Consider the following 20929-nt stretch of genomic DNA (forward strand, 5'->3'; position numbering starts at 1 on the left):
GAGTTGGCGCCATCGCCGGCGGCGGCGCCGGCGATCGCCTGCACCGTCAGCGTCGGCGTGGCCGCCATGGACGATGGCGTGGGCGGGATCGATGCGCTGATCAAGCGCGCCGACCAGGCCCTGTACGCGGCCAAGCGGCGCGGCCGCGACCAGGTCGCCGCCTGGGGCGGAGCGGAGGCGCCATGAGCAGCGACGCCGAAGCCGCCTATGAGGCGCTGATCCAGTTTCTGTACCGGGCGCCGGTGGCGCTGATCCAGCTGCAGAGCGACGGCGCCATCGAGATGCTCAATCCGATGGCCGCGCAATTGCTGATGCCGCTGGCGCCGCAGGGCGACTTGCTCAATCTGTTTACCGTGCTGGCGCCGTATGCCGACGATTTGCCGCGCCTGTGCGGCAGCTTTGCCGCCAGCCACGGGGTGATATGCGAAGGGCGGCGCCTGCTGGTGACGGCGGCGCGGCCGCAGGCGGGCGCGCCGGCGGTGCTGTCGCTCGGGCTGCTCAAGGTCGACGATGGGCGCCTGATGGCGGTGCTGGCCGATGTGACCCAGGAGGTGGCGCGCGAGCAGCGGCAACTGGCCAGCCGGCTGGCCAGCGCGGCCCGGGTCGACGTTTTGACCCAGCTGCCCAACCGCGCCGGCGCGCTCGGCATGCTGCAGCGCATGGTGCAGCGGCCGCGGCGGGCGGAGGACGCGGCCGGCGCGCTGCTGTTCATCAATCTGGACCGCTTCAAGCAAATCAACGATAGCCACGGCAACGAGGCCGGCGACCGGGTGATGGTGCTGGTGGCGGAGCGCTTGCGCAGCACGCTGCGCGCCAGCGACCGCGCGCCGGGGCGGCACGGCGCCAGCGAACTGGCGGCGCGGGTCGGCGGCGACGAGTTTGCCGTGCTGCTGGACGGGCTGCCGGGGCCGGACATCGCCGAACGGATCGCCGCCCGCCTGCTCGACCGGCTCAGCAAGCCCTACCAGCTGGGCGCGCAGGAGCTGGCGTGCAGCTTCAGCATGGGCATCGTGCTGCTCGGCGCGGACGCAGACGGGGCGGAAGCCGACGATCTGCTGCGCGATGCGGCGACCGCGATGGCGGTCGCCAAGGCGGGCGGCGGCGACCGCTACGCGGTGTTCGCGCCGGCCATGCGCGAACAGGCGGCCTTGCGCGGCGGCCTGGAAGCGGACTTGCGCCACGCCGTCGAGCGCGGCGAATTGTTCAACGTGTACCAGCCGGTGGTCGGCTTGCAGGCCGATGGCCAGGTCGACCGCGCGGCCGGGGTCGAGGCGCTGGTGCGCTGGCGCCACCCGGTGCGCGGGCTGGTGGGGCCGGTGGAGTTCATCGGCGTGGCGGAAGAGTGCGGTCTGATCAGTGCGATCGGCGAGCAGGTGCTGGCGGCCGCCTGCGCCGACTTTGTCGGCTGGCAGCGGCAGCTGGGCGCGCGGGCGCCGCGGCTGCTGGCGGTCAACCTGTCGCGCGCGCAGCTGGCGCAGCCCGGCTTGTGCGGCCGGGTCGGCGCCATCCTGCGCGCCACCGGCATGCCGGCCGAGCGTCTGCAGCTGGAAATCACCGAGAGCCTGGCGGCCCAGGGCCAGGACATCCAGCAGCAATTGCTGGAATTTAAGGCCATGGGCATCAAGCTGGCGCTCGATGATTTCGGCACCGGCTATTCGTCCTTGTCCAGCCTGCATTTGCTGCCGGTGGATACGGTCAAGATCGACCGCTCGTTCGTCAGCGCGGCCGACACCAGCCGCCACCACGAAGTGCTGATCGAAGCGACCGTCAAGGTGGCGCGCAGCCTGGGCATGAGTACGGTCGCCGAGGGCATCGAGACGGTCCAGCAGGCGGCCGTCGTGCGCCGCCAGGGTTGCGATAAAGGGCAGGGCTATCTGTACAGCCGTCCGCTGGCGGCGGAGGCGCTGATGGCGTGGCTGATGGCGGAGCATAGCCTATAAGGCGCCGCTGCCTCTGGCCGGCGGACGCGGCAGCAGCGCCAGCGCCAGCGCGAGATGGTCCGGCGCGTCAGCAGCGCGGCGTTCGCGCTGGAGGCGGGCGGCCGTGTTTATTAAAGCGGCCTAAACGCGGCCGGGTTTTGGCGGTTTTTGCAAATTTCATTTTTCGCGATGGTATAAATACACTGCCCAAAATGAAAACGCCGCAACCATGACCTCTATCGTTTCCCTGTGCTCGCATGCCGACGGCGTGCCGGCGCGCGACTGGCAGTTCCGCCTGCCGCCTTCCGATCCCCAGGCCGCAGGCCGCGCCGCGCTGACCGAATGGCATGCGGCCACGGTGCCCGGCCATGTGCACACCGACCTGCTGGCCGCGAGGCTGATCGCCGATCCCTACCAGGAGCACGAGGAAGCGGGGCTGCAATGGATAGGCAACGCCGGCTGGGAATACCGCCTGCGCTTCGACGTCGACGCGGCGACGCTGGCGCACGGTCGCCAGCAGCTGGTGCTGGACGGCGTCGACACCTATGCCGACATCTGGCTCAACGGCGTCAAGCTGCGTTCGACGGCCAACGCCTTCCGCGGCTGGCGCCTGAACGTGCGCGGCCTGTTGAAGGCCAGCGGCAACGTGCTGCTGGTGCAGCTGCAGTCGCCCATAGGCCGCATGCTGCCGGCCGTGCAGGCGATGCCGCACAAGTTGCAGGGCAATTACCCGTCGCCCTACGGCGACGAGCCGCGCGATGCGATGACGGCCAACTTCGTGCGAAAGCCGGGCTATCACTACGGCTGGGACTGGGGGCCGCGCTTCGTCACGGCCGGCATCTGGCGTCCGGTCAGGCTGGAGACGGGCGACGTCGCGCGCCTGGCCGGGCTGCACGTGCAGCAGCTGGAAGTGAATGCGGAGCGCGCGCGCCTGAACGTGCAATGCTCGCTGCGGCTGGACCGGGCCGCGCCGCTGAAGCTGCAACTGACGCTGCTCGATCCGGATGGGCGGCAAGTGCGCAGCGTTACGCGGATGCTGGCGCTGCCGGCCGGCGTGCAGCGCGAGCAGTTCACGTTGCAGGTCGATCGTCCGCGCCGCTGGTTCCCCAATGGCTACGGCGAGGCCGCGCTCTACACGCTGCTGGTGCAGGTCAGCGATGTGAACGGCGCGGTGCTGGAGCAGCGCCGCCGCGTCGGCCTGCGCAGCGTGGAGTTGCGGCGCGCGCGCGACCAGTGGGGGCGGCAGTTCCATTTCGTCGTCAACGGGATTCCGGTGTTCGCGAAGGGCGCCAATGTGATTCCCTTCGATATGTTCCCCAACCGGGTCAGCCCGGCGGCGATGCGCGCGATACTGAAGTCGGCCCAGGCGGCCAACATGAATATGCTGCGCAACTGGGGCGGCGGCTACTACGAGTGCGAGCAGTTCTACGACATCGCCGACGAGCTGGGCCTGATGGTCTGGCAGGATTTCATGTTCGGCGGCGGCGTGGTGCCGGCCTACGATGCGCGCTTCCGCAGCAATGTGCTGTTCGAGGCGTTGCAGCAGGTGCGCAGGTTGCGCGAGCATGCCTGCGTCGTGCTCTGGTGCGGCAACAACGAGGAGGAGACGGCGTGGAAGGATTGGGGCATCGGCGCCAAATTGAAGGCCGAGGCGCCGGAGTTCGCCGCCACCGTCTGGGACGGCTATGTGCAGTTGTTCGGCACGCTGCTGCGCAAGGTGGTCGCCAAACATGGCGGCGGCGCGGGGTACTTGTCCAGCTCGCCAAGCAACGACCTGGACGGGCCGGCCAACGATTCCAACAACGGCGACAAGCATTACTGGGATGTGTGGGCGGGCTCCAAGCCGGTCGAGGAATATCAGCGGGAGACGCCGCGCTTCATGTCGGAATTCGGCTTGCAGGCGTGGCCGGTGGCCGCCACCATCGACAGCGTGATCGCGCGCGAGCATCAGCAGATCGACTCGCTGCAGGTGCGCGCGCACCAGAAATTCCTGGCCGGCGCGGGCAACGATCGGATCTTGCTCTATATCCGCGCCAACTACCGCGAGCCGGCCAGCTTTGCCGACTTCGTCTACCTGAGCCAGGTGATGCAGGCCGAGGGCATAGAGCTGGCCAGCCTGCATCACCGCGCCAATATGCCGCGTACGATGGGTTCGCTGTATTGGCAGCTTAACGATGTGTGGCCGGGGGCTTCCTGGGCCAGCGTCGATTATTACGGACGCTGGAAGGCGCTGCAGTTTCATACGCGGCGCTTCTTTGCGCCGGTCATCGTTGCGGCCAGCCGCGATGGCGGTGTGACGCGGGCGACGCTGGTGTCGGACAGCCAGCAAACGCAGATCGGCGAGCTGCGCATCCGCGTGATGGACTTGCATGGCCGCTGCCTGCGCGAAGAGGCCGAGCAGCATGTGATGCGGCCTGTTTCGGCGACGCGGGTGGCGAGCTACTGCGATGACTATCTGCTGGGGGAGCTGAGCCCGCGCCGTCACGTGGCGGTATTTGACCTGACGGTGGGCGGGCAGCTTGTGTCGCGCAGCGTGGTCTACTTTGTGGCGGCCAGGGAGCTGGATTTTCCGGAGCCGGCTTTGCACGCCGAGTTGAGCGAGCAGGCAGGGCATGTGTACCTGCAACTGTCGTGCAAGGCGCTGGCGCGTGCGGTGTGGGTGGAGTTCGAGGGGCTGGATGTCGAGCTGTCGGACAACGCGCTGACCTTGCTGCCCGGCGAGCGGCGCGTGCTGCGCATCGGTGGCGTTGGTGGCGCCAACATCGCCGATCTGCGTCGTTGTATGAAGCTGCGCCATTTGGGCGCGGCAGCCTGATTTCAGGAGGTGGTTTTTGCCGCGCGCCGCTTGCGGCGGCGGGCGCTTCGTCCGGAGCCGCTGCTGGACTGTGTGCCGTTGCCGGGCGTCGCTGCCGGCGCGCCGGGTGGGCGGCCGCTGGATAGTCGCGGCGTTGTTTGGCGCGCTGCCGGACTGGCTGTGCGGCGCTGTGATGGCTGCGTGGGGTGGTCTTGCGCCGGTTCGATGGCCTTGTGGGCGCGCTGGCTATCCTCCTGCGCCTCGCCCGCGAGCATACGCGTGATCGCCGCTTTCCGCGCCGCCCGGCAGACATCGGCCAGCAGCCATGCGTCGCTGCCCGGAAGGCGCAGCCAGACGGCTTTCCATGCGTTGCGGTTGCCGCTGCCCTGCAGGTTCGCAAAACACGACGGCGACACCGCGTGTTTGCCGTACTTGATTTCCGTTCCTTCCACGGTGGCGAAGTATTGCTGGCGGTCGAAGCTGGCGCGCAGCCTTGTTCCTTCGGGAAGAAACACCTCCTTCCATTGGTAGCCTGTTTCGGATAGCGCCGCCGGTTGCTGTGGAGGTGGCGGGGGCGGATTGATGTAGTTGCGGATGGCCTCGCAGACGAAGGGCTCCAGGCCGAAAGTATCCGACCAGAATTTGCCGGTGAATTCGCCCAGCTCCAACAGTACGTCGTCGGGCACGCGGATCGGGAATTGAAGGCTATGAGTAGGCATGGGGGTTCCCAAAAATCGGGTTTTTACTAAGCGCTGCTAACCACCGCTAAGCAGTACTACAGCGCGCTAAGGCTTACTAAAATTGCCGTACCGATCGCTAATCGATACTAAAATTTTGAGGCCTATATGCGTTAGAACCGATTAGTAGCGGTTAGTTCCCAATTAGTGCGAACTCTGACGAAATATCGATGGTTATCATGAGGTAGTAGCGGGTAGCGCGTTTTAGTAAAACCTCAAAAAAAACGAACCACCCCCTGTATCCTCCGATCATGTCTTCGGGGCGACGCGCCGCGGCGTCGCCCGCGTGCTATCAGTTTGCGTCCGGCGGTACGCTGGCGGAGCTGCTGCCCCAGTGCGCGGCGGCCGGGTCGGTGGACAGTTGCATGCGCAACTGGCCGCCGCGCTGCAACTGTTCCCAATCCAGCCAGACCTTGTCGTGCGGACGGGCGTTCCAGCTCAGCTGCGTGACGAAGGAGGGCTGTGCCTCCGGCGACAGGGCCGACGCTGCGGCAGGCAGTGCATCCTTCTCGATGCTCAACTGCTTGCCGTTGCCCAGGTCGACCTGCGCCTTGGCGAACTTGGGCTCATGCAGCAGGAAGCGGCCGCTGCCCGGCGTGGACGGGTAGATGCCCAGCGCGCTGAACACATACCATGCCGACATGGTGCCCAGGTCGTCGTTGCCGGTCACGCCGTTAGGCGCATTGCTGAACAGGGTTTCAGCGGCGCGCAGCACGGTCGCGGTCTTCCACGGCTGGCCGATCAGCGTGTACATCCATGGCGCATGCAGGTCGGGCTCGTTGTTCGGATTGTAGTGGTACTGGTTGTAGTAGTTGTACGCACCCATCACCCATTCCTTGCGCACCGCCTGGAAGGGATCGGCGCGCAGCGCGTCGTAGGCGAAGAAGGCGTCGAGGCGGCGCGCGGTCTGCTCGCGTCCGCCCATCGCCTTGACCATGCCGCCCACGTCCTGTTGCACCAGCCACTGGTACTGCCAGGCCGTGCCTTCGTGGAAACCGTGCTCGGCGCGCGGCGTGTAGCTGCCGTCGATCTCGGTGTACCACTGGCCGTCGCTGGTCTTGGCGCGTGGGAAACCCTGGAAGCCCAGCGCCTTGTCCTGCGCCGTGGCATCCCACACATTGCGCCAGTTGCCGGCGCGCTTGCGCAGCAGCGCCGCGTCGTCCTTCTTGCCCAGCGCCTCGGCCATGAAGGCCAGCGCGCCGTCGGCCTGCGCGTATTCCATGGTGGCCGAGCCGCCGTGGTGCGGATCGACATCCATGCCCTTGGCGCGGAACGACAGGTCGTACTGCACATAGCCTTTGGACAGGTAGCTCGGGTTGCCGGCGCGGCCTTCGTTGCGGCTGCCGAACGGCGGCACGCCGAAGGCGTTCTCGCGCAGCGCCGCGTATGCCTGCTGCTCGCGGCCCTTCAGCGCGCCGTAGCGCCACAGGTCGACCAGGAAAGGCGTGACCGGATCGCCCGTCATCACGTTCGATTCGAAATTGGCGTAGCCCCAGCGCGGCAGCCAGCCACCCTGGTCGCGGATCTTCAGCACGGAATCGGCGATGTCGCGTGCGCGCTCGGGGCGCAGCAGCGCGATCAGCTGGTTCTGTGCGCGGTAGGTATCCCACAGCGAGAAGAATTCATAGTAGGTGGACTTGCCTGACGTATGAATGCGGTCGTCGTAGCCGCGATAGCGGCCGTCGCTGTCGTTGCCGGTCAGCGGTTGCAGCAGCGAGTGGTACAGCGCGGTGTAGAACACGGTGCGCTGGTTCTGGTCCGCGCCTTCGATGTTGACCGACTTGAGTTCCTGCTGCCACGCCTGCTGCGCCTGCTCGCGCATCTGGTCGAAGCTGCGCGGCGCGCCCTGGGCGTAGGCGTCGGCGCGCAGGTTGCGGCGGGCGCCGTCGGCGTCCACGTGCGAGATGGCGCTGATCGCCGTCACCGCCTTGCCGTCCTTGACGTCGAAGGTGAACCAGGCGCCGTGCGGGCGGCTGTCGCCTTGCTGGCTCAGCAGCTTGGAGCCGGGCAGGCCGCCGTTTTCATTCCACACGCCGTGCGCGCTGAACGGACGGTCGAACTCCATGCGGAACCAGGTGGCGTACTGGGCGCCGCCGCAGAAGCTGCGGGTGACGATCTTGCCTTCGACGGTGCGCTCGTCGACCACGCGCAGGCTGCTGCCGACCACCGAGTGGCGTTCGTTGGCCTGGCCCAGGTTGACCAGCACATGGCCCTGCGCGGTGCCCGGCGCGAAGGTGTAGCGCTCGGCGGCGGCGCGGGTCAGCGCGGTGGTCTCGGCGACGATGCCGCCGTAGCTGGTCAGCTTGACCTTGAAGTAGCCGGCTTCGCCGACTTCGCCGTCATGGGTGTAGTCGGCGGCGTATTTCTTGTGGTCGAAGCCGCCGGGTTTGCTGATATCGAAGTTGCCGCCGGGCCCGATGCTGCCGGTGACGGGCAGCACGGACAGCTGGCCGCCTTGCTCCCAGCAGCCGGCGCCGGACAGGAAGAAGTGGCCGAAGCCGCGTATCTTGGGATCGGTGTAGTGCCAGCCGGCGTAGTGCTCGCCGATGGGGCTGACCTGCAGCATGCCGAACGGCGCCGATGCGCCGGGGAAGGTGTTGCCGTCGTCCTGGGTGCCGATGAAGGTGTTGACCGGCGCGGCCGGTGCGGCGGCCTGGCTGATGCAGGCGGTGCCGAGCAGGGCGCCCGTCAGCAGCGGCAGCAGGGATTTGGACGGTGGGAAGATGTGCATTACGGTTTCCTCAGTGTGCGGGTGTCAAGTTGCATATGCTTGCATGTATAGCATCGGCAAAAATCGGGGTCAACGCGGGCGGAAAAACGGCGGGCAGTTTAACGGCTTTTAGTAAACACGGCCCGCCGTGGCGCTTACTTGTCGAGCGCCTTGAAGCGCACGGCCGCGCCGCCGCCCGGCGCCAGCCACAGCGCCAGCATGTCTTCGCGGCCGACCTCGCGGGTTTCGATGACGATGTCGTAGGGGTTGGTGTCCCAGTCGGCCTTGGCGCCGTCGCGGTAGATCTGCGCCTGGTAGCGCCTGGACGGCGCCAGGAAGTCCAGCTTGAGGTTGAGCGTGCGCGCCGTTTCATTGGTCAGCGCGCCGAGGAACCAGTCGGCGCCGCCGCGCTGCTGTCGCGCCATGGCGACGTACTGGCCCACTTCGCCGGCGATGGCGCGGCTCTGCTCCCAGTCGGTCGGCACGTCGACGATGAACTGGAAGGCGTCGCGCCGCGCTTCGTAGTTTTCCGGCAGGTCGGCGGCCATGTGGATGGGGCTGTACAGCACCACGTACAGCGACAGTTCCTTGGCCAGCGTCGAACGCACGCGGTTCTCGGACTTTTCGCCGTTGGGCTTCAGGTTGAAGATGCCTGGCGTGTAGTCGAACGGCCCGGACAGCATGCGCGTGAACGGCAGGATGGCGGTGTGTTCGGGCGGGTTCGGCGGGAAACCCCAGGCGTTGTATTCCTGGCCGCGCGCGCCTTCGCGGGTGATCCAGTTCGGATAGGTGCGGCGCAGGCCGGTATCCTTGATCGGCTCGTGGGTGTCGATGCTGATGTGGCGCTTGGCCGCCTGCTCGACCGAGCGCAGGTATTCGCCGGCCATGTACTGGCCGTCGTGCCATTCGTAGCGCACGCGGCCCTGCTCGTCGATGCGTTTGATCTTGGCGTTGTCGGCCACGTAGCCGGTCTTCACCTGCGTCACGCCGTTGTCGCGGTAGTAGTCGTAGGCGGCGTCCATCTGGCTGGCGTAGTGGCTGACCGCGCCCGAGGTTTCGTGGTGGCCGATCAGCTGCACGCCAGTCTTCTTGCCATAGGCGGCGATGGCTTTCATGTCGAAGTCGGGATAGGGCTGGGTGAACTTGAACAGGTCGCCGTTGTCCGGCCATTCGCCGTCCCAGCCCACGTTCCAGCCTTCGACCAGCACGCCGGAGAAGCCGTACTTGGCGGCGAAGTCCATATAGCGCTTGGTTTCGGCGGTGGTGGCGCCGTGCTTGTCGCCGGACGACCAGGTCTTCTGCCACAGGTGCATGGCCCACCAGATGCCGACGTACTTGCCCGGCTTGACCCAGGAAACGTCGCCCAGCTTGTTCGGTTCGTTCAGGTTCAGGATCAGGTCGGAGTTCAGCAGCGACGGCGCGTCCGGCGCGATCTGCACGGTGCGCCATGGCGATTTGAAGTCGGTGCGGGTCTTGACCTTGATGCCGTCATACCACGGCGTCAGGTCGGCCTTGAAGACGCCGTCGCGCTGCTGCGCCAGCGTCATCGACGCGTAGTCGGTCAACGCCGCTTCGTGGATGCTCAGGTGTACGCCCGAGGCCAGGCGCATGGTGAACGGCGTTTCGACGTGCACGGCTTCGCGCAGCGAGGTGTTGCGGTACAGGTATTCCAGGCTGCGCCAGGCGCGGGCGGGGATCCACCAGGCGCGCGTGGCGTCGACTTCGGGCAGCACGAATTCGCTGGATTCGTCGACGATCTCGACCTGGTCCATGCCGGGCTGCTTGGGCACCTCGTAGCGGAAGCCGATGCCATCGTCGAACACGCGGAAGCGTACGGTGAAGCGGCCGGTGCCGCCGCCGTTGTTGCCGCCGAAGTCCACGCGCAGCTCGTTGTGTTTGTCGCGCACCAGCTTGCGTTCGCCCCAGGGCTGGGTCCATTGCGTGTCGGCCGAGGCGGGCGCGCTGGCGACGATGCGGTAGCCGTCGCCAAACGCGGCCTGGTCCTTGAACACCAGGCCCAGGCGCGAGTTGGCGATGACTTCCTTGCCGCGGTAGCTGACCTTGTAGCTGGGATGGGCGCGGTTGTCGCTGACGGTGACGACGACGGCGCCGTCGGGGGATTGCACGCTCAGGTCGGCGGCGCCGGCAAGCGGCGCTATCAGGGCGAGCAGCAGAATGGTACGGGTATGCATGGAGGCGGCTCCAGGTGATCGGTGGTGAAAAGGGCCGCGCCGGACCGGCGCGGCCTGGTGCTTACAGCAGTTGCAGGATCGCGGCCAGCGACGGCGGGGTGGCGCCGTGGCCCTGGCAGGCGGCCGCGCCGGCGGCCACCGCGAAGCGCAGGTGTTCCTCGGGCGTGTCCAACGGCTTGCGCATCAGACTGTACAGCAAACCGGCGATGCTGGCGTCGCCGGCACCGACGGTATCGGCCACCGTGACCGGCACGGCCGGCACGCTCCAGCGTTGGGTGCCGATGTGCAGCTCGGCGCCGGCCTCGCCACGGGTGTAGAGGCAGATGGCGTCCGGATTCCAGCTGCGCAGCGTGGCCAGCGCAGCGTCGAGGTCGAAGGTGCGGAACAGGCCCGCCAAATCCTCGTCGGACACCTTGATGACGTCGGCCAGCCCGGCCATGCGGCGCAAGGTGCTGTCGTAGCCGGCGTCCATCAGGTTGCGGAAGTTGGGATCGTAGCTGATGCGCACCCCGGCGTCCTTGAGCGTCTGCGCCAGCGCCACCAGCTTGCCGGCCAGCGGCTCGCGGGCCAGGCTGATGCCGCCGAAGTGCACCCAGCGCGCCTGGCCGATCCAGCCGGCCGGCAGCTGCGCCGGATCGAAGTGCAGGTCGGCGCTGTCGCTGCCGATGAAGAAGTAGCTGGGCGGCGAGCGCCGGTGCACCACCGCCAGCAGCGGCGCCTTGGGCAGGCGCTGGAGGAAGCGCAAGTCCAGCCGCGCCGCCGTGCTGGCCTGCCACAGCGCCTCGCCGAACACGTCGGTGCTGATGGCGCCGGCGAAGGCGGTCGGCACGTCCAGGCCGGCCATCACGCGCGCCACGTTCCAGCCGGAGCCGCCGACCTGGCTGGTCCAGCCGTTGCCGCCGTCGGCGTCGACGATCATGTCGGTGAGCGCCTCGCCGGCCACGACAAAGCTCGGCAATGCGACATCAACCATGCTCGTTGCCCAATACGTTCAGCACTTCGTAGCAAGCGCCCATGGTGTGGTAGTCGGTCTTGCCGGCCGGGCTCTTGTAGATGCAGATCTTGCTGTTGTCGGCCGCCAGGATGCGGTACCAGGCGCCGTGCTTGTGGTCGACGAAATGCTGCCAGCTGTAGTCCCACAGGCGCTGGTACCAGTCCCAGTAGACGGCGTCGCCGCTGTGGTGCGCCAGCAGGGCGGCGGCGGCCAGCGATTCGGCCTGAACCCAGAAATACTTGTCGCCGTCGCAGATCGAACCGTCCGGCGCGAAGCCGTAGTACAGGCCGCCGTGTTCGGCGTCCCAGGCGCTGCCGACGGCGGCGTCGAACAGGGCGCGGGCGCGTTCCAGCAGCCATTCCGGCGAGCGCGCCAGGTGGGCCTGGTGGCGCTCCAGGATCAGCAGCAGCTTGCACCACTCGGTCAGGTGGCCCGGCTGGTAGCCCCACGGACGGAAGATGTTGTTGCGGTTGTCCTTGTTGTAGTCGGCGTCGACCGACCAGTCGGCGCGGTAGTGTTCCCAGATCAGGCCGCCGGACAGGGCCGCCTGGCGCACCGTGATGTTGTGCGCCAGCGTCTCGGCGCGCAGCAGGTAAGGGCGGTGGCCGGTGGCCTCGAAGGCGGCGATCAGCGCCTCGCAGGCGTGCATATTGGCGTTCTGGCCGCGATACGGCGCCAGTTCCGACCAGTCGCCGCTGGCTTCGTCGGCGTACAGGCCGTGGCCCTCGTCCCAGAAGCGCTGCTCCATCAGCGCGAAGGTTTCGGCGATGTAATCGTTGGCCTCGCTCACGCCGGCCATGCTGGCGTGGGCGTAGGCCAGCAGCACGAAGGCCAGGCCGTAGCAGTGGTTGGTGGCATCGGTGATCAGCTTGTCGGTGCCGTTCCAGCACAGTTCCCAGGCGTAGCCGCCGGTCTGCGGGTTGCGGTGCACGTCGCGCAGGAAGTCGATGCCGTGGCGTACGCGCTGCTGGTATTCCGGCTGGCCGAAGTGGCGATAGGCCATCGCGTGGTTGAAGATGAAGCGCGTGCTGCTGACCAGGTGGCGGGTGTGGCGGTCGTAGACCGTGCCGTCGTCCTGGTAGAAGTGATAGAAGCCGCCGCTCGGGTCGACGCAGCGGGGATCGTAGAAGGCCATCGTGTGGCGCACATGCGCCAGCAGTACATCGCGGGAGAGGAAATTCGGGGCCATTATCGCTTGTGGTTAGTTTGCGGGGATGGTCTTGGTGGACCGTGGCGCGATTTAATCACAGCGAAAAACGCCGCAGAGGGGGAATCTTTCCCGGACGGCTCAGTTTATCGCGTTTCACTAAACACGCTGCTGTTCGCCCCGCGCGCGACGCCTCGCTTGTTTAGTGAATCTCGCGAAACTGGCGCCCCTGTCGAGGCAGTGTTTGACCTGGCTGCGGCGGCCATGGAAAATTCGTGGCGCCGGCTGGACAGGCGACAGAACAACAAGACCACGGAGATCGAAACATGGAACATATTTCAGGACTGGGCGTCGCCCAGCGCGGCGATGGTGATACTCAGGAGGGCGGCAGCAACACCGCGCCCTTGATGATCGTGACACTGCTGTTTTTCCTGTGGGGGCTGCTGACGTCGCTAAACGACGTGCTGATTCCGCACCTTAAGGCGGTGTACTCGCTGAACTATGTGCAGGCGATGCTGGTGCAGTTCTGCTTCTTCGGCGCGTATTTCATCGTCTCGCTGCCGGCCGGCATGCTGATCAAGCGGCTGGGCTACCAGAACGGCGCTGTGGCCGGTTTAGTGATCGCCGCAGGCGGCTGCGCGCTGTTCTACCCGGCGTCGACGGGCGGCTACGGCATGTTCCTGTTCGCCTTCTTCGTGCTGGCCGCCGGCATCACGGTGCTGCAGGTGGCGGCCAATCCCTATGTGACGGTGCTGGGCGATCCGGCCACGGCGTCGAGCCGCTTGAGCCTGACGCAGGCGTTCAATTCGCTCGGCACGGCCATCGCGCCTACGCTGGGCGGCTTGCTGATCCTGTCGGGCGGGGTGCTGACCGAGGTGCAGTTCGCGCAACTGCCTAGCGTTGAGCAAGTGGCTTATCAGGCCCAGCAGGCCGGTTCGGTGCGTGGCCCGTATCTGGCGCTGTGCGCGGCCTTGCTGATGCTGGCGGTGCTGTTCGCGCTGGTGCGTCTGCCGAAGATTGCTTATGCCGACACCACGGCGCAGGATGAGGCGCAGGACGCGCCGTTGAAGGCGTCGCTGTTCTCGTACCGCCATCTGGTGCTGGGCGCGATTGGTATCTTCGTGTATGTCGGCGCCGAGGTGAGCATCGGCAGCTTCCTGATCAACTTCCTCGGCGAGGCCGATGTGGCCGGCCTGGCGCCGAGCGCGGCCGCGCACTATGTCAGCTACTACTGGGGCGGCGCCATGGTGGGACGCTTTATCGGCTTCGCCGTGATGCGCTACATCAGCCCGGGCAAGACGCTGGCTTTCAATGCCGCCGTTTCCATCGCGCTGATTTTGCTGGCCATCCTGAGCAAGGGCCATGTGGCGATGTGGGCCGTCATCGCGGTGGGCGTGTTTAATTCCGTCATGTTCCCGACCATCTTCAGCATGGCGCTCAACGGCCTGGGCCGGTTCACCGGACAGGGTTCGGGCGTGCTGTGCATGGCTATCGTCGGTGGCGCCATCGTGCCGTTCGTGCAGGGTTATGTGGCCGATGTGGCCGGGCTGTACACCTCGTTCCTGGTGCCGGCCGTTTGCTACTGCTACATCGTGTATTTTGGCGTCAAGTACGCCGCCATGTACCGCAACGCGCCGAAGGCCTGAGCGGTCAGCGCTTGCCGGCCGGGATCGCGGCGCCGGCCGGTGGGGCGGGCGTGCCTGCCGCGCCGAACAGCGCTTCGACCATCGGGTCGCGGCGCACCGTCAGCTTGCTGGCGCGCAGCGGATAACAGGTGTCGTCGATCAGGCGGTGGACACGGCTGCCTTCGCGGCTGATCGTGATGCTCAAGGTAGGACCGTTGTAAAAGTCCTCTGCCATAGACTCCATGCTTTTTCTCCTGGAATGGATGTGGGTATTGTGGCCGGACGCCGGCCGGCGGCGCAATCGGCAATAAGGACTAGGCCTGGCCCCGCCTTATGCCGCCACCAGACTGTCCGATGTGAGTAGCGCGCGCCGCAGCCGCGGCGCGGCGGCTGCCGGCTGGCCCGCCGCCGCCACGGCCGCCGTCACCGCCTGGATATGGCGCCGCGCCTGGCTCGCGCAGCCGCAGTACAGCGCGGTGTAGGCCTGGTAGGCCGCCATCGCTTGCCATGTCGAAGGCAGCAACTCTTGCGGCAACAGCGGATCGCTGCGGCGGCAGTGCTGGTAGCCGTGGCTGACCAGCAGCCGTATCAAGAAAGCCTGCTCATCGCTGATGGCCCCATGCTGGGCCAGCAGCTTGCGCAAGGGCTGGAAGCGTTGCTGGAACTGGCGGTACAACGCATCGGCCGCGTCCAGATCGCAATCGCTGCGGCCGAACAGCGGCTGGCGCATCGCCGCCGCCAATTGCGCGCCGCCGACATCGAACAATGCCAAACCATGTTCTTCCGACGCCGGCATGTCGCGCTCGACACCGGCCCTGACCCGGTAGGCCGTCGGCCGCGCCAGCAGGTTGGGCGCGAGCTGGCAGTAATCCAGTGTCAGCAGACGCTTGCGCACCGCGCCGTAGCGCGCCGCGCTGATGCCGCCGCTGTTGACCAATATGGTCCAATCCTCGCCGAAACTGCGGGCCGGCGGTATGTCCAGCCGCTGGCGCGCAGCCGCGACGGCCTGTGCGGTGGCCGGAGCCAGCCGGCACAAGCTGCGCCTGCCGTGCCGCTCGACCCGCACCGCCTGATGTGCTGCCAACCGGAACAGGGCCGTGCGTATCGCCCGCTCCTGGAAACCCAGCGGCTCCATCAGCGCGATGGCGCTGCCCAGCCACTGGCTGTTCTGCCCGAACAACTGGGCTTCGCTGAACATCAGGATCAGCATGGTGTTCAGGCGTGGCCTGGCTTGTTGCAGACAGGCGTCGAGATAACTGGTGGTGCTCATGTTGTTGCGCTTACAGAAAAGGATGGAGCGGGCGCAGCGCGCAGCCGCCAGTACAGGCGTGCCGCGCCGGCCAGGTTGAACCACAGCCACAGGCAAGACGCGCACATCAGCGCCGCCGCCGGCCGCGCCAGCACGTCCGGCTGCCAGCAGGCGGCCGCCAGCGACAGCAGGGCCAGGACATGGGTCCAGAACTGGCGCTGCGCGCGATGCTCGGGAATGATCTTGCTAATGCCGGGCAGCTTGCAGCGCGGGTCCGGCGCCGCCTCGCGCAGGTGATACCAGGCGAGGAAGGGCACGATCTTGTACAGCATGCCCTGCACGGCGGACTGCGCGAAGCCGGCCACCAGCAGCACGCCCACCAGCAGGGGCCGCACATTGGAAGCCTGGCTGTCCGGCCACAGCCACACGGCCAGCGCGGCCAGCAGGCAGGCCATGGCGGTGCGCCAGTACAGCGTGGTGGGATCGGCCTTGGGACGCTTGCGGCGCGCCAGCAGGTACAGCGTGCAGCCGCCGAACAGGCCGTAGCCCGCCGCCAGCAGTACCTGGCTGGCCAGATGGAACAGCCGGCCCGGTCCGGCCAGTCCGCTCGACAGCGACACCGCCGTCAGCAGCAGGAACAGCGCCGTGGTGTAGCCGCCGGTGAGCAGCGCCGGGTAGGGTGGCGTCACCATGAACATCGGCACCACCTGGAAGGCGATCGCGATCACCAGCAGGCCGACCCAGCCCTGCAAACCCCACATGGCGTGCAGGTCGGTCAAACGTTCCAGCGGCCAGCTGGCCGCGCCGGGCCAGGCGAAGGCGCCGGCCAGCATGCCGCCCAACACCATCGTCACCACCAGCGCCGCCAGCGCCAGCCGGATGCCGGCCATCACCGCGCCCGCGCCGGGCGCATGCGGACGCCACATGCCGACCGTGCACGCGCCCAGGAACAGCAGCAGCGCGCCCAGCAGCGCCGCCATCGCGCAGCGGAACAGCACCGGCTGCTCCAGCCAGAAGGCGGCCGCCAGCAGCAGCGTGCCCACGCACAGGCCCGCATGCACCAGCGCGCCCACGGTGCGCGCGCGCGGCACGGCGATGCCGCCGACCACCGGCAGCATCTGCAACAGCGCGCCCACCATCGTCATGCTGAGGCAGCCCAGCACCATCAGGTGCGTCAGCGCCAGCGTCTGCGGCGACCAGCGGCTCAGCAGCGCCGCCGGCCCCTGCCACGCCAGCAGCGCCGCCGCCAGCGCCGCGAACAGCGGCGCGCTGAGGAAGTAGCGCATCGGCAGCGACAGCGGCGGATTGTGTTCGAACGACAGCGCGCGCTGCGGAGCGTCGGCGGCTTTCATGCGGAGGCGGCGTCCGGCACCAGCCAGATCAGCACTTCATAGCGCTGGTCGGCCTGCGGCGTGGTGCGGTGCTGGTAGCCGTAGCGTTGTAGCACGCGGTAGAGCGGGATCGGATCGCGGTCGATCAGCACGCGCAGGCGCTCGTCCGGGCCCAGCGTGTCGATCGCTTCGAGGATGCGCACCATCGGCTCGGGCGGCTCCATGCCGCCCACGTCCAGCAGGCGGGTGCTGCCCAGGTGTTCGGCCGGCGCGTTCATGCGGGACTCCCGGCTTCGGCTTCGGCCAGCGCCAGGCCTTCCATGCTGGCGACGATGGCCTCGGCCTGGCCCGCCAGCACGCGGTCGGCGTGCGGATACAGGATGCCTTCCTCCTTCAGGTTGTGCTGGCGCATCAGCACGCGCAGCGTGTCGGCATGGTCGAAGAAGGCGTCGCTGTCGCGCCGCAGGATGGCAGCGCGCATGTGGTCCAGCTCGGTGCGCAGGTGGCCGTGTTCGGCGCGCATGACGGCGGTGGGGCCGTAGGCGTTGCCCATGGCGCGGTCCAGGCAGGGGAACAGGATGCGCTCTTCCTTGTCCAGGTGGCGCTCGAACATCCGCAGGAACAGCGTGAAGCGGGGCGCGGCGGCGGTCCAGTCGCGGCGGGCGATATCGGCCTCGGCCAAGGTGTATTGATCGTCGCAGCGGCGATGATCCTGATCGAGATAGTGGGCGATCGTATGCATGCTGTTGTCCTTCGTTATGTGCTGGTAGGCATTGTCCCACCCGCTGAAGCGGAATTTCTTTGATTCACATCAAGGATTTCCGGCTTGACGGCGGGATACAGTTCGTTCGCCGTTTGGCCATGATTTTTTTACCCGTGCCTGATCCCCCACATGAATCGAACCGACTCTTCCGTTTCCACTCCCACGCGGCCCATTGAGCTGGTGTGTCCCGCCGGCAGCCTGCCGGCGTTGAAGGCCGCCGTCGATCTGGGCGCCGATTGCGTCTACCTGGGCTTCCGCGACGCCACCAATGCGCGCAATTTCGCCGGCCTCAACTTCGACGACGCCGCCATCGCGGCCGGCATCGCCTACGCCCACGAGCGCGGCCGCAAAGTGCTGCTGGCCCTGAACACCTACCCACAGCCCGACACCAGCGCGCTGTGGCGCAGCGCCATCGACCGCGCCGCTGCAGCCGGCGTCGACGCCGTGATCCTGGCCGATCCCGGCCTGATGCAATACGCCTGCGACCACCACCCGTCGCTGCGACTGCATCTGTCGGTGCAAGGCTCGGCCACCAACGCCGAGGCGATCAATTTTTACCAGCGCCACTTCGGCATCGCCCGCGCCGTGCTGCCCCGCGTGCTGTCGCTGGCCCAGGTCGAGCATGTCGTGAAGAACACCGATGTCGAGATCGAAGTGTTCGGCTTCGGCAGCCTGTGCGTGATGGTCGAGGGCCGCTGCGCGCTGTCGTCCTACGTGACCGGCGAATCGCCCAACACCCACGGCGTTTGCTCGCCGGCCAAGGCGGTGCGCTGGCAGCAGAACGCCAACGGCCTGGAGTCGCGCCTGAACGGCGTGATGATCGACCGCTACACGCCGCAGGAAAACGCCAGCTATCCGACGCTGTGCAAGGGCCGCTTCGAAGTCGAGGATGAAACCTATTACGCGGTCGAGGAACCGACCAGCTTGAATACGCTGGAATTGCTGCCGCAGCTGCTGGAGATGGGCGTGCGTGCGGTCAAGATCGAAGGGCGGCAGCGCAGTCCGGCCTATGTGTCGCAGGTGACGCGGGTGTGGCGCGAGGCGCTCGACCAGTGCATGGGCAATGCCGCGCGCTACTCGGTCAAGCCGGGCTGGATGTCCGAACTGAACACCCTGGCGGAGGGGCAGCAGCACACGCTGGGCGCCTATCACCGCTCGTGGAAATGAAACCTGGAGTCACCATGATGAAACTTGCATTGGGTCCGCTGCTCTACTATTGGCCGCGTGCCGAAGTGATGGCGTTTTATGAAGAGATCGCCGCAACGCCGGTCGATATCGTCTACCTGGGCGAAACGGTGTGCTCGCGCCGCCACGAACTGCGCGCCGCCGACTGGCTGGAACTGGCGGCCATGCTGGAGGCGCGCGGCAAGCAGGTGTTGCTGTCCTCGCTCGCGCTGATTGAATCGAGCGCCGACTTCGGCGCCCAGCGCCGGCTGGCGGGCAACGGCCGCTACCGGGTTGAGGCCAACGACATGGGCGCGGTGCAGCTGTTGTCGGGGCAGGGCGGCTTTGTCGCCGGCCCGCACCTGAACATCTACAACCCGCCGACGCTGTCGCTGCTGCACGGGCTGGGCGCGCAGCGCTGGGTCATGCCGCTGGAGATGGGGCGCAGCGGACTGCGGCATATGCAGGCGCAACGCCCGGCCGGCATGGAGACGGAAGTGTTTGCCTTCGGCCGCATGCCGCTGGCGTTTTCGGCGCGCTGCTTCACCGCCCGCAATCGCAACCTGCCTAAGGACGATTGCCGCTTCAGCTGCATCGAACATCCCGACGGGCTAATGATGCGGACCAAGGAGAAGCAGGAATTCCTGGTGTTGAACGGCATCCAGAGCCAGTCCGCGCTGGTGTACAACCTGATCGGCGAAATGGACGAGATGAGCGCGATGGGCGTCGATGTTGTGAGGCTGAGCCCGCAGTCCCAGCATATGCCGCAGATTATCGCGGCCTTCGACGCTGCGCGTGGCGGCGCCTCGCAGGCCACGCCGACGGCGCAAGCCATGGAAGCGCTGCTGCCGGCCGCCGCCTGCAACGGCTATTGGTACGGCCAGCCCGGACTCGACTATCACCTGGAGCACGCAGCATGAATCCCGTCACCACTCATCAATCGGGCGGCGCGGCGCGGCCGCTGCCTGCCGCGCTGGCGGCGTTCGGCCGTCTGCTGCCGGCCTATCCCGGCGCGTTCCTGTGCGTGGCCGCGCTGAACCTGGTGCTGCGTCCGCAGTTGCCGGACGATGTGCGCGCCAGCCTGCAGGGCAAGCATATGCGCGTGTGCGTCACCGATGCCGGCGTGTCCTTCGACTTTACGTGGCGCGGCCAGGGCTTTGCGCCGTTGCGCTCGGCGGGCGAGCCTGACCTGGAAATCGGCGCCTGCACGCGCGACTTCATCGCCCTGGCCCGGCGCGAGCAAGACCCGGATACGCTGTTCTTCTCGCGTCGCTTGTCGATGCAGGGGGATACGGAGTTGGGATTGCTGGTCAAGAACACGCTGGATGCGACCGCGCTGCCGTTGACGGAACTGGGCAAGCAGGCCTTGACCCGCTTGCTCGACAGTCTGCCGGGCCGTCGCGCCCGCGCCTAATGGTTGCGGCGCACGCTGAAGCGGGAGAACAGCGGCGCGATGCGCGCCAACAGCTCGTCGCCGGGATAGCCGGCGACGGCGCTGGTCAGCAGCGCCTGGTCCTGGCAGCCGGTGGCGCGGAATTCCTGCAACACATAGTTGTCGACGCCCAGTTCGGATAGCGTGTGCGCCAGCGCCGTCAGTCGCGCCGGCGGCAGCTGGGCCGGATGCACGGTGGTGCGGCACTCGTAGTCGACACCGCTGGCCAGCACGGCGGCGATGCTGTCGCGCACCGGATCGCCGCTGCCGGCCACGCCGATGACGGCGGCGTAGTGGGCGAACGGCGCCTTCACGTCCAGCCCCACCCAATCGAGCAACGGCAGCAGGCCGGCCAGGCGCTCAGGATAAATGCCCGCCGTTTCCAGTCCGATCTTGAAGCCCAGCGCCCGCACCTGGCCGATGGCGCTTGCCAGCGCCGGGTCCATCGTGGCCTCGCCGCCGCAGAACACCACCGCATCAAGCAAGCCCACGCGCCGTTCCAGCGCCGACAGAATGTCCGCCCACGGCAGCGGGCTGGCGTTCGTGCGCGGTTGCAGGTGCGGGTTGTGGCAATAGCCGCAACGCCACGGACAACCCTGCACGAACACCACGGCCGACAGCAGGCCGGGATATTCGGTGGCGCTGAACGGCGTGTAGCCGCCCACCTTGAGGCTGGCCTGGCCCATGTCAGCGGCCCGCGTTGACAGCGGCTTCGCTGAAGAATTTGCGTTCATGGAACTCGCCCTGCTTGCCGATGTTGAAAGAGGCAAGCGGACGGTGATAGCCCATCACGCGGGTCCAGATTTCGCACGGTTGGCGCTCTGCGTTGTCGAGTTCGGCGATGGTGGTTTGTGGCAGATTGTTCATGAGAG

The 20929-nt window shown here is 67.2% G+C and carries 19 protein-coding genes; 7 read left to right on the forward strand and 12 right to left on the reverse strand.

Annotated features, from left to right (window positions below; genetic code table 11):
• The 3 genes from DUGA2_RS33485 to DUGA2_RS13045 all read left to right on the forward strand — a co-directional run.
• The coding region (locus DUGA2_RS33485) for a diguanylate cyclase domain-containing protein (RefSeq protein ID WP_141753259.1) at positions 1-186 on the forward strand (186 nt) is incomplete at its 5' end.
• A complete protein-coding gene (locus DUGA2_RS13040) occupies positions 183-1940 on the forward strand; it encodes a bifunctional diguanylate cyclase/phosphodiesterase (RefSeq protein ID WP_070269689.1) in 1758 nt (585 codons plus the stop codon). The genes DUGA2_RS33485 and DUGA2_RS13040, both read left to right, overlap by 4 nt.
• Before the next feature lie 208 nt (positions 1941-2148).
• Complete coding sequence (locus tag DUGA2_RS13045; RefSeq protein ID WP_070269690.1) at positions 2149-4734, forward strand: glycoside hydrolase family 2 protein; 2586 nt, start codon at positions 2149-2151, stop codon at positions 4732-4734.
• Positions 4735-4736: 2 nt separating this feature from the next.
• Here DUGA2_RS13045 and DUGA2_RS13050 read toward each other — a convergent pair whose 3' ends face one another.
• The 5 genes from DUGA2_RS13050 to DUGA2_RS13070 all read right to left on the reverse strand — a co-directional run bounded on the left by DUGA2_RS13050 (position 4737) and on the right by DUGA2_RS13070 (position 12535).
• On the reverse strand, positions 4737-5432 hold the full coding sequence (locus DUGA2_RS13050) for a hypothetical protein (RefSeq protein ID WP_083296310.1): 696 nt from the start codon (positions 5430-5432) through the stop codon (positions 4737-4739).
• A 310-nt stretch (positions 5433-5742) separates the two neighbouring features.
• The gene (locus DUGA2_RS13055; protein ID WP_070269692.1) at positions 5743-8181 is read right to left on the reverse strand and encodes a GH92 family glycosyl hydrolase; all 2439 of its coding nucleotides are present in this window, start codon (positions 8179-8181) and stop codon (positions 5743-5745) included.
• Positions 8182-8315: 134 nt separating this feature from the next.
• Complete coding sequence (locus DUGA2_RS13060; RefSeq protein WP_070269693.1) at positions 8316-10352, reverse strand: glycoside hydrolase family 97 protein; 2037 nt, start codon at positions 10350-10352, stop codon at positions 8316-8318.
• A 61-nt stretch (positions 10353-10413) separates the two neighbouring features.
• Positions 10414-11325 carry a carbohydrate kinase gene (locus tag DUGA2_RS13065; RefSeq protein WP_070269694.1) on the reverse strand — a complete coding sequence of 304 codons (912 nt, stop codon included), beginning with the start codon at positions 11323-11325 and terminating at the stop codon, positions 10414-10416.
• Positions 11318-12535, reverse strand: coding sequence for an AGE family epimerase/isomerase (locus tag DUGA2_RS13070; RefSeq protein WP_070269695.1), 1218 nt, complete (start codon positions 12533-12535; stop codon positions 11318-11320). The genes DUGA2_RS13065 and DUGA2_RS13070 overlap by 8 nt, the downstream gene beginning before the upstream one ends.
• Before the next feature lie 284 nt (positions 12536-12819).
• On the opposite strand from DUGA2_RS13070, the gene DUGA2_RS13075 reads away from it, so the two are divergent.
• Positions 12820-14139: a sugar MFS transporter gene (locus DUGA2_RS13075; RefSeq protein ID WP_070269696.1), complete on the forward strand. Its 1320-nt coding sequence runs from the start codon at positions 12820-12822 to the stop codon at positions 14137-14139.
• A gap of 4 nt (positions 14140-14143) precedes the next feature.
• Here the strand turns inward: DUGA2_RS13075 and DUGA2_RS13080 are convergent, their stop codons facing one another.
• The 5 genes from DUGA2_RS13080 to DUGA2_RS13100 all read right to left on the reverse strand — a co-directional run bounded on the left by DUGA2_RS13080 (position 14144) and on the right by DUGA2_RS13100 (position 17440).
• On the reverse strand, positions 14144-14362 hold the full coding sequence (locus DUGA2_RS13080; RefSeq protein WP_070269697.1) for a hypothetical protein: 219 nt from the start codon (positions 14360-14362) through the stop codon (positions 14144-14146).
• A gap of 87 nt (positions 14363-14449) precedes the next feature.
• The gene (locus DUGA2_RS13085) at positions 14450-15388 is read right to left on the reverse strand and encodes a PaaX family transcriptional regulator C-terminal domain-containing protein (RefSeq protein ID WP_070269698.1); all 939 of its coding nucleotides are present in this window, start codon (positions 15386-15388) and stop codon (positions 14450-14452) included.
• On the reverse strand, positions 15385-16719 hold the full coding sequence (locus tag DUGA2_RS34030; RefSeq protein WP_070269699.1) for a permease: 1335 nt from the start codon (positions 16717-16719) through the stop codon (positions 15385-15387). Before DUGA2_RS34030 ends, DUGA2_RS13085 begins: the two co-directional genes overlap by 4 nt.
• The gene (locus DUGA2_RS13095; protein WP_070269700.1) at positions 16716-16976 is read right to left on the reverse strand and encodes a DUF2249 domain-containing protein; all 261 of its coding nucleotides are present in this window, start codon (positions 16974-16976) and stop codon (positions 16716-16718) included. The genes DUGA2_RS34030 and DUGA2_RS13095 overlap by 4 nt, the downstream gene beginning before the upstream one ends.
• Positions 16973-17440: a hemerythrin domain-containing protein gene (locus tag DUGA2_RS13100; protein WP_070269701.1), complete on the reverse strand. Its 468-nt coding sequence runs from the start codon at positions 17438-17440 to the stop codon at positions 16973-16975. The genes DUGA2_RS13095 and DUGA2_RS13100 overlap by 4 nt, the downstream gene beginning before the upstream one ends.
• A gap of 150 nt (positions 17441-17590) precedes the next feature.
• Here DUGA2_RS13100 and DUGA2_RS13105 point away from each other — a divergent pair, with 150 nt between their 5' ends.
• From DUGA2_RS13105 to DUGA2_RS13115, 3 genes are read left to right on the forward strand one after another with little or no spacing between them, the layout of a single operon-like run.
• Positions 17591-18628, forward strand: coding sequence for a peptidase U32 family protein (locus DUGA2_RS13105; RefSeq protein WP_008449166.1), 1038 nt, complete (start codon positions 17591-17593; stop codon positions 18626-18628).
• A gap of 14 nt (positions 18629-18642) precedes the next feature.
• Positions 18643-19545 carry a U32 family peptidase gene (locus DUGA2_RS13110; RefSeq protein ID WP_083296311.1) on the forward strand — a complete coding sequence of 301 codons (903 nt, stop codon included), beginning with the start codon at positions 18643-18645 and terminating at the stop codon, positions 19543-19545.
• Positions 19542-20039, forward strand: a complete 498-nt coding sequence (locus tag DUGA2_RS13115) for an SCP2 domain-containing protein (protein WP_070269702.1) — start codon at positions 19542-19544, stop codon at positions 20037-20039. The genes DUGA2_RS13110 and DUGA2_RS13115 overlap by 4 nt, the downstream gene beginning before the upstream one ends.
• On the opposite strand, the gene DUGA2_RS13120 is transcribed toward DUGA2_RS13115, so the two are convergent.
• Together DUGA2_RS13120 and nrdD are read right to left on the reverse strand one after the other, a co-directional pair.
• Positions 20036-20743 carry an anaerobic ribonucleoside-triphosphate reductase activating protein gene (locus DUGA2_RS13120; protein WP_070269703.1) on the reverse strand — a complete coding sequence of 236 codons (708 nt, stop codon included), beginning with the start codon at positions 20741-20743 and terminating at the stop codon, positions 20036-20038. The genes DUGA2_RS13115 and DUGA2_RS13120 overlap by 4 nt on opposite strands.
• 1 nt (position 20744) lies before the next feature.
• Positions 20745-20924, reverse strand: a complete 180-nt coding sequence (gene nrdD / locus DUGA2_RS34795; protein WP_008449159.1) for an anaerobic ribonucleoside-triphosphate reductase — start codon at positions 20922-20924, stop codon at positions 20745-20747.
• Positions 20925-20929 lie beyond the last annotated feature (5 nt).

Source organism: Duganella sp. HH101 (assembly GCF_001758795.1).
GTDB lineage: Bacteria > Pseudomonadota > Gammaproteobacteria > Burkholderiales > Burkholderiaceae_D > Rugamonas > Rugamonas rivuli.

Bases quoted from the DNA above. Each gene is read 5' to 3' on its own strand.
- DUGA2_RS13040 (WP_070269689.1), top strand. From the start codon at position 183: ATGAGCAGCGACGCCGAAGCCGCCTATGAGGCGCTGATCCAGTTTCTG.
- DUGA2_RS13045 (WP_070269690.1), top strand. From the start codon at position 2,149: ATGACCTCTATCGTTTCCCTGTGCTCGCATGCCGACGGCGTGCCGGCG.
- DUGA2_RS13050 (WP_083296310.1), bottom strand. From the start codon at position 5,432: ATGCCTACTCATAGCCTTCAATTCCCGATCCGCGTGCCCGACGACGTA.
- DUGA2_RS13055 (WP_070269692.1), bottom strand. From the start codon at position 8,181: ATGCACATCTTCCCACCGTCCAAATCCCTGCTGCCGCTGCTGACGGGC.
- DUGA2_RS13060 (WP_070269693.1), bottom strand. From the start codon at position 10,352: ATGCATACCCGTACCATTCTGCTGCTCGCCCTGATAGCGCCGCTTGCC.
- DUGA2_RS13065 (WP_070269694.1), bottom strand. From the start codon at position 11,325: ATGGTTGATGTCGCATTGCCGAGCTTTGTCGTGGCCGGCGAGGCGCTC.
- DUGA2_RS13070 (WP_070269695.1), bottom strand. From the start codon at position 12,535: ATGGCCCCGAATTTCCTCTCCCGCGATGTACTGCTGGCGCATGTGCGC.
- DUGA2_RS13075 (WP_070269696.1), top strand. From the start codon at position 12,820: ATGGAACATATTTCAGGACTGGGCGTCGCCCAGCGCGGCGATGGTGAT.
- DUGA2_RS13080 (WP_070269697.1), bottom strand. From the start codon at position 14,362: ATGGAGTCTATGGCAGAGGACTTTTACAACGGTCCTACCTTGAGCATC.
- DUGA2_RS13085 (WP_070269698.1), bottom strand. From the start codon at position 15,388: ATGAGCACCACCAGTTATCTCGACGCCTGTCTGCAACAAGCCAGGCCA.
- DUGA2_RS34030 (WP_070269699.1), bottom strand. From the start codon at position 16,719: ATGAAAGCCGCCGACGCTCCGCAGCGCGCGCTGTCGTTCGAACACAAT.
- DUGA2_RS13095 (WP_070269700.1), bottom strand. From the start codon at position 16,976: ATGAACGCGCCGGCCGAACACCTGGGCAGCACCCGCCTGCTGGACGTG.
- DUGA2_RS13100 (WP_070269701.1), bottom strand. From the start codon at position 17,440: ATGCATACGATCGCCCACTATCTCGATCAGGATCATCGCCGCTGCGAC.
- DUGA2_RS13105 (WP_008449166.1), top strand. From the start codon at position 17,591: ATGAATCGAACCGACTCTTCCGTTTCCACTCCCACGCGGCCCATTGAG.
- DUGA2_RS13110 (WP_083296311.1), top strand. From the start codon at position 18,643: ATGATGAAACTTGCATTGGGTCCGCTGCTCTACTATTGGCCGCGTGCC.
- DUGA2_RS13115 (WP_070269702.1), top strand. From the start codon at position 19,542: ATGAATCCCGTCACCACTCATCAATCGGGCGGCGCGGCGCGGCCGCTG.
- DUGA2_RS13120 (WP_070269703.1), bottom strand. From the start codon at position 20,743: ATGGGCCAGGCCAGCCTCAAGGTGGGCGGCTACACGCCGTTCAGCGCC.
- nrdD (WP_008449159.1), bottom strand. From the start codon at position 20,924: ATGAACAATCTGCCACAAACCACCATCGCCGAACTCGACAACGCAGAG.